This is a genomic window from Pelomonas sp. KK5 (assembly GCF_001984095.1).
GTDB lineage: Bacteria > Pseudomonadota > Gammaproteobacteria > Burkholderiales > Burkholderiaceae_C > KK5.
In genome coordinates this window covers 1-5854 of the sequence record NZ_LYVQ01000310.1, presented here as the reverse complement: position 1 = coordinate 5854, position 5854 = coordinate 1, and the positions used below count along the sequence as shown (strand labels likewise).

Sequence of the window (5854 nt, the reverse complement as noted above, 5' to 3'; positions counted from 1 at the left end):
CAGCACCGCCAGCAGCATCGCCAGCCGGTCGCGGTCCAGGCCGACCGACAGCCGCCGCGCGCTGGGCCCGCCGCTGTCCACCAGCGCCTGCAGCTCCACCAGCATCGGCCGCGTGCCCTCCAGCGTCACCAGCACGCAGCTGCCCGGCACCGGTTCGCCATGCGTGGACAGGAAGATCGCGCTCGGGTTGGCCACGCCTTTCAGGCCCTTCTCGGTCATCGCGAAGACGCCGATCTCGTTGACCGCGCCGAAGCGGTTCTTGATCGCCCGCACCAGGCGGAAGCTCGAATGCGTGTCGCCCTCGAAGTACAGCACCGTGTCGACGATGTGCTCCAGCACGCGCGGGCCGGCCAGCGCCCCTTCCTTGGTGACGTGGCCCACCAGCACCATCGCGCAGCCGCTGCCCTTGGCGGTTCTCGTGAGATGCGCCGCGCACTCGCGTACCTGTGCGACCGACCCTGGCGCCGAGGTGAGCTGCTCGCTGTAGATCGTCTGGATCGAGTCGATCACGCAGAACGAGGGCCGCTCGACCTCGATCGTCGCCAGGATCTTCTCCAGGTTGATCTCGGCCAGCACGCGCACCTGCGCGCCGCTGAGGCCCAGCCGCCGCGAGCGCATCGCGATCTGGGCGCCCGATTCCTCGCCGGTCACGTAGAGCACCGTCATGCGGCGCGAGAGGTCGTCGATCGCCTGCAGCAGCAGCGTCGATTTGCCGATGCCCGGGTCGCCGCCGATCAGCACCACGCCACCGGCCACGATGCCGCCGCCGAGCACCCGGTCCAGTTCCTCCTGGCCGGTGGGCGCGCGGTCATAGTCCGTCGCCTCGATCTCGCTGAGCGTGGCCACCGGCTGGCTCTTGGCCAGCGCCTGGTAGCGGTTCTTGCCGCCGCTGCCCGGCGCTTCCGCCGGGCCTTCGATCATCGTGTTCCAGGCATTGCAGCCCGGGCAGCGGCCCAGCCACTTGGGGCTGGTGGTACCGCAGTCGGTGCAGGTGAAGAGGGTCTTGTCCTTGGCCATGAGGCCATTGTCCATGCCGCCGTCGTCGTCACTCGACCTTGATCTGCTGCCGCCCCACCCCGTAGCGCCGGTAGTAGTGCTGCGCGTAGATGGCGGCCAGCGTGCCGTCGCGGCGCATCGCCTGCATCGCGGCTTCCAGCTTGGGCAGCAGCACCATGGCCTGGACCGAGGCGCGCGAGACCGCGATTGAGCGGCTGCTGGGTTCCGACACGCGGTAGCGCGCCGGCTCGACCTTGTGCTCGAGTTTCAGCCGGTGGATCAGCACGAGGGCCTGGTCCTCGGGCATCGGCACTGCGTCGATGCGGCCCAGCAGCAGCTTCTGGAGATTGATCTCGTTGCTGGGGGCGGACTCCTTGGCCAGCCGGTGGTCGGCATCGAACCGGGTGAAGTAGCTGCTGCCCGGCGCCACGCCGATGCGGGGCCCCAGCAGATCGTCATAACGCTGGATGCGAGCGGACTCGCCGCTGCGCACGATGAACACCCGATCCGCCACGGCCAGGCGGTAGGGCGTCTGCAGGAACTGCAGCAGCAGGGCGCGTTCCGGTGTCTGGCGCAGGCCGATGATCAGGTCGGCCGTGCCGCGCTGCAGTTGCACCAGGCAGCGCTTGAGCGGGCAGTCCTCGATCTCCAGCCGGTGGTCCACCCGGCGGGCCAATTCACGCACGATCTCGGTGTAGGCGCCGGTGTACGAGGGGCCCTCGTGGGTCAGCCACGGGGCCAGTTCGGTGAAGGCCAGCACCAGCACCGGCCGCGTCGTCTGCTGCGGGGCGGCCGATGCGCAGACCGGCAGCAGCAGCAGGGAGAGGCAGAGGACGAGCAGGCGTGACATGTGCGCGCAGTCTAGGTCCACGGATACCGTCGAATATCCCCGTTAGTGCCGAATGCCGGCCGCCTGTGCTAAAACCCCGGACCCCCGTTCGACATCCGCACTGCAGCACCGTCATGGAATTCCCCGTCTGGCTCACCTTCTTCGCCGCCGCCTGGGCGATCAGTCTCTCGCCCGGCGCCGGCGCCATCGCCGCGATGACCGCGGGCCTCAACCACGGCTTCCGCCGCGGCTACTTCATGACCTTCGGCCTGATCCTGGGCATCCTGACCCAGATCGTCGTCGTCGGCGCCGGCCTGGGCGCGGTGATCGCGGCCTCCTCGCTGGCCTTCGCCATGGTCAAGTGGGCGGGCGTGGCCTACCTCGCCTGGCTGGGCATCCAGCAGTGGCGCGCGCCGGCGGTGCCGATGGTGTCCGCCGACCCCGCTAACGCCGAAGTTCAGGTGACCCGCCGCCAGCTGGTGATGCGCGGCTGGATGATCAACGCGGTGAACCCCAAGGGCACCGTCTTCCTGCTGGCCGTGGTGCCGCAGTTCCTGGACCTGCAGGCCAGCCTGCCACACCAGTACACGGTGATCGCCTGCACGCTGGCCTTCACCGATGCGGTGGTGATGGCCGGCTACACCGCGCTGGCCGCGCGGGTGCTGTCGGTGCTGCGCTCGGCGAAGCAGATCAAGCTGATGAACCGCACCTTCGGCACGCTCTTCATCGCTGCCGGCGCACTGCTGGCAACTTTCAAGCGGGCAGCCTGAGACAATCGCCCTTCCTTCTTCGACAGGCCGCCGTCAGGCGGCCTTTTCATTTCCCGCCATGACGATCTCCACCCGCTGGCTCTTCTGGGGCCCCACGCTGATCTGGGCCAGCACCTGGCATGTGATCCTGTTCCAGCTGGACAGCGGCGTGCCGGTGCTGAACTCGGTGGCCTGGCGCTTCGGCCTGGCGGCGCTGCTGCTGGCGGCCTTCGCGAAGTACCGCGGCGATTCATTGCGCCTGCCGGCCTCGGCGCACCTGCTGATGCTGGCCACCGGCATCGTGCAGTACAGCGGCAACTACTGGTCGGTCTACGAGGCCGAGCGCTACATCCCGAGCGGCCTGGTGGCCGTGCTGTTCTGCCTGATGGTGTCAGGCAATGCGCTCTCGGGCCGGGTCTTCTTCGGCCAGCCGGTGTCGCGCCGCTTCCTCGTCGCGGCGACGGGCGCGATCGCCGGCGTCGTGATGATCTTCTGGCCCGAGATCGCCGCGACCGGCGCGCGGCCTGGTGCCGGATACGGCACGGCGATCGGCCTGTTCGCGGTGTTCGCGGCCTGTGTGGGCAATGTGCTGACGCTGAAGCTCACCGGCCGCGGCCTGCCGCTGGTGCCGGTGCTGGCGGGCAGCATGGGCTATGGGGCGGTTTTCCTCGCCGTGCTGAGTCTGGCCACCGGCCAGGGCCTGCATTTCGCGCCGACCGCGCCCTATGTCCTCTCGCTGCTGTACCTGTCGCTGTTCGGCTCCGTGACCGCCTTCGTCCTCTATTTCCTGCTGATGCAGAGGCGCGGCCCGGCCGGCGCGGCGTTGACCAGCGTGGTGATCCCGGTGATCGCGCTGGTGATCTCGGCGGCCTTCGAGGGCTGGCAGCCGACCGTGCTGGCGCTGGCCGGCATGGCGCTGTGCCTGGGCTGCGTCTGGATCGCTACGCGACGTTGACGAGGAAGCCGCTCGGCCGCTCGGCATCGGCCAGCAGCGTCAGCCTGCGCCGCGCGCGTGTGGCGGCCACGTAGAACAGATTGCGCTCGTCCTGCTCGTCGGCGCCGGCCTCGGGGAAGACGCCGCGCGCCAGGAAGGGCAGCAGCACATGCTCGAACTCCAGGCCCTTCACATGGGCCGCGGCGGCCAGCGTGATGGCCGGCACCTTGGCCTTGTTGGAGCGGGTACGGCCCTCGGCGATGCCGGCCAGGCGTTGCTCGTCCTCTTCGTCGAGCTGCTGCAGGAAGCTGAAGAAGGCGAGCGCTCCTTCCTCGTGCTCCTGCTCGGCGGCGGCGAGCAGGCCGTCCATGTGGCGCTGCACCTCCTGGCGGCGCTCGGCGTCCACGAAGGCGTCCATCGCGAAGCGGGGCATGTCCAGCGCGGCGATGAAGTCGGCGAAGCGGCAGCCCGACTGCTGGGCCTCGACGACGGCGATGGCCCGGCGCAGTCGCTGCTGCACCGGCTTCGGCGCCCAGTTCAGGATGTGCTCGTTGAAGATCGCGGCGACGACCTGCTCGCTGTCGGCCGCCTGCAGTGCCGCTTCCTTCAGGAAGGCGGCGGCGTCGCGGTAGCTCTTGTCGTCCTCGCGCAGCACCGGGGTCTGCGTGATCTCGAACAGCGCGGCCGGGATCAGCGCGCGGGTGCGCGCGCCGCCCAGCGTGTCCAGGCGCCCGCTGGCCACGGCGAAGGCCGTGCGCACGAACAGCACCTCGGGCCGCTGCAGGTAGGTGGTGAAGCCGTCGCAGCGGTAGGCGATGCGGGCGCGGTGCAGCGCGTTCTCGACCAGCACCGACTGCGAGGGATGGCGCAGCAGCACCGCGCAGCTGGTGTAGACCTCGTTCTTGCGCTGCTCGCTGCGCCAGGCCTGCACCGCTTCGATGACCGCCGCCGCCGTCGGGGCCGGGCCGGCGCAGTCGACGCGCACGATCTGCGTGGCGCGCTCGTCGGCCGCGGCGATGGTCTTGCCGGCGTGCGTGCCCATCCAGCGCGCCAGCGTCGGGCCGTAGCGGAAGCTGCGGGTCAGCGGCAGGCGGCGCAGCTTGCGGTTCAGCCGCCCGTCCAGCTCGCGGCCCATGAAGCGGGCGTCGGCGCCGTTGTGCGCGTGGATGACCTGGTCGCGGTCGCCGACGGTGGCGAAGTGCACGCCCGGGTCGGCGAGCAGCGCCTGCAGGATCGTGAACATCGCCTCGTTGCAGTCGTGCTGCTCGTCCACGAAGACGCCCCGCCAGCGGCCCAGCGGCGGGGCCAGGTCGGCGTCCTCGCCGCTGAGCTGGCAGGCGAGGTCGTAGGTGGCGTCCAGCGGCAGCCGAAAGTTGGCCTGGCCGCGCGCCTCGTCCACTCGCAGCGCCTCGTAGCGGCGCAGCACGCGCAGCAGCGTGTAGTCGATGCCGAGGTCTTCCATCGCGTAGTCCGGCGTGTCGCTGCCGGACTCGGGCGGGTTCAGCTGCAGCAGCAGCCGGCCCTTGATGCCGGCGCTGTGGCGCAGGAAGTCGCCGACATAGCTGCCGCTGCCGTAGGAGGGCAGCTGCAGGTCGTCCGGGTGGTGCTCGTGCGGGTTGTCGCTGACCGCCTCGATCGCGGACCAGACGAAGGGCGCGGCCTGTTCGGGCGTGCGCAGTTGCCGCACCGGCCGCTCGCTGTTCGCCTCGACCTGGGCGAGCACGCCGGCGGCGAAGCCGTCGAAGGTGTCGATGCGCAGCTGGCGCAGCGCCTGCGGGTCCACGCCGACGAAGCGCAGCGCCTCGCGCAGCGCGCCGCAGGCGGTGTCGGTGAAGGTGAGGCAGAGGACCTTGCGCGGGTCGGCGCCCAGCGTGAGCGCCTGGGCGATGCGCAGCGCCAGCGTGGTCGTCTTGGCGGCGCCGGCGGCGGCCTCGATCAGCAGCGAGCGCTCGGAGCTGCGCTGGATCGCGCGCTGCTCGTCGGTCGGTGTGAAGGCGGTCGTGGAGAAATGGGAAGGGGAATCGTCATGCATGAAGCTCGCGACGATACCCTGCCTGCTGGAGGAAGGCGCCGTAGGCCTCGTGCCAGCGTCGGAACTGGGCCGTGCTCGGGCGGTCCTCGGGGCGGCGGCGCTGCAGGGCGGCCTCGATGCGGCGGGCCAGCAGGCCGCGTTGCGCCTCGGCGAGCTGGCGGGCGCGCCCGGCATCGAGCGGCTCCAGCAGCGGCGTCAGCGGCAGGCTGAGGAAGCCACCGGCCGGCGCCGAGGCGAGCAGCGGGGCGAGGCGGGCCTGCAGCCTGTCGCGCCACAGCGGGCCTTCTTCGGCCATCGCCGTGCGCGCCGCTCGC

The 5854-nt window shown here is 70.7% G+C and carries 5 protein-coding genes and 1 pseudogene; 2 read left to right on the top strand and 4 right to left on the bottom strand.

Annotation, left to right across the window (positions count from 1 at the left end; genetic code table 11):
• On the bottom strand, positions 1–1017 hold a 1017-nt coding region (gene radA / locus B0W88_RS29000), incomplete at its 3' end, for a DNA repair protein RadA (RefSeq protein WP_077038017.1).
• Between the two features lie 28 nt (positions 1018–1045).
• Positions 1046–1846 carry an ABC transporter substrate-binding protein gene (locus B0W88_RS28995; protein WP_077038015.1) on the bottom strand — a complete coding sequence of 267 codons (801 nt, stop codon included), beginning with the start codon at positions 1844–1846 and terminating at the stop codon, positions 1046–1048.
• A 113-nt stretch (positions 1847–1959) separates the two neighbouring features.
• Between B0W88_RS28995 and B0W88_RS28990 the strand changes: the two genes are divergently transcribed.
• Both B0W88_RS28990 and B0W88_RS28985 read left to right on the top strand, forming a co-directional pair.
• A complete protein-coding gene (locus tag B0W88_RS28990) occupies positions 1960–2595 on the top strand; it encodes a LysE family transporter (RefSeq protein WP_077038014.1) in 636 nt (211 codons plus the stop codon).
• A gap of 58 nt (positions 2596–2653) precedes the next feature.
• Positions 2654–3529: a DMT family transporter gene (locus B0W88_RS28985; RefSeq protein ID WP_083749149.1), complete on the top strand. Its 876-nt coding sequence runs from the start codon at positions 2654–2656 to the stop codon at positions 3527–3529.
• Here the strand turns inward: B0W88_RS28985 and B0W88_RS28980 are convergent.
• Positions 3516–5540, bottom strand: coding sequence for a UvrD-helicase domain-containing protein (locus tag B0W88_RS28980; protein WP_077038013.1), 2025 nt, complete (start codon positions 5538–5540; stop codon positions 3516–3518). The genes B0W88_RS28985 and B0W88_RS28980 overlap by 14 nt on opposite strands.
• A pseudogene (locus B0W88_RS33910) lies at positions 5533–5854 on the bottom strand (hypothetical protein); the annotation flags it as partial. The gene B0W88_RS28980 and the pseudogene B0W88_RS33910, both read right to left, overlap by 8 nt.